The 436-nt window shown below is 56.9% G+C and carries 1 pseudogene; it reads left to right on the top strand.

What is annotated here, in order from left to right:
• Nucleotides 1–191 (top strand): annotated as a pseudogene (locus HLG76_RS14680) (type VI secretion system tube protein Hcp); the annotation flags it as partial.
• Between the last annotated feature and the right edge of the window lie 245 nt (nucleotides 192–436).

Below are 436 nucleotides of genomic sequence, written 5' to 3'. Positions count from 1 at the left end.
TCTTTACCACCAAGCTGGAAAGTGCCTCGATTGTGGACATTCACTGCGAGATGCCTCATTGCCAAGACCCGGCGAAGTCAGACTTTACCCAGAACCTGACCGTATCGATGTCTTACCGCAAAGTGACGTGGGACCACGTCAACGCAGGCACCTCAGGCTCGGACGACTGGCGCAAGCCAATCGAAGCCTAATCTTTCATGGCGACATGAAGACGCAAACAGCCTGCCTTTACGGGCGGGCTGTGGTGCGTTGAGCCAGACGGCAGGGTCTGGCTGAACGTATCAGGGTAAACAAGCAGGGCGAAGGATACACAGATGGCGACATTGCAAATAGCGTTAACCGTGGCGGGGCTCGACCCGCAACCGTTCGTGGTGGTGGACTACCAAGGGGACGAGTGCCTCTCTCACCAAGCTGGCCTGAATGGCAACCCGGTGTA

The organism is Salinivibrio sp. EAGSL, assembly GCF_013366455.1.
GTDB lineage: Bacteria > Pseudomonadota > Gammaproteobacteria > Enterobacterales > Vibrionaceae > Salinivibrio > Salinivibrio costicola.
The sequence above is the reverse complement of the archived record's forward strand: the minus strand, read 5'-3'. Positions and strand labels throughout refer to the sequence as shown.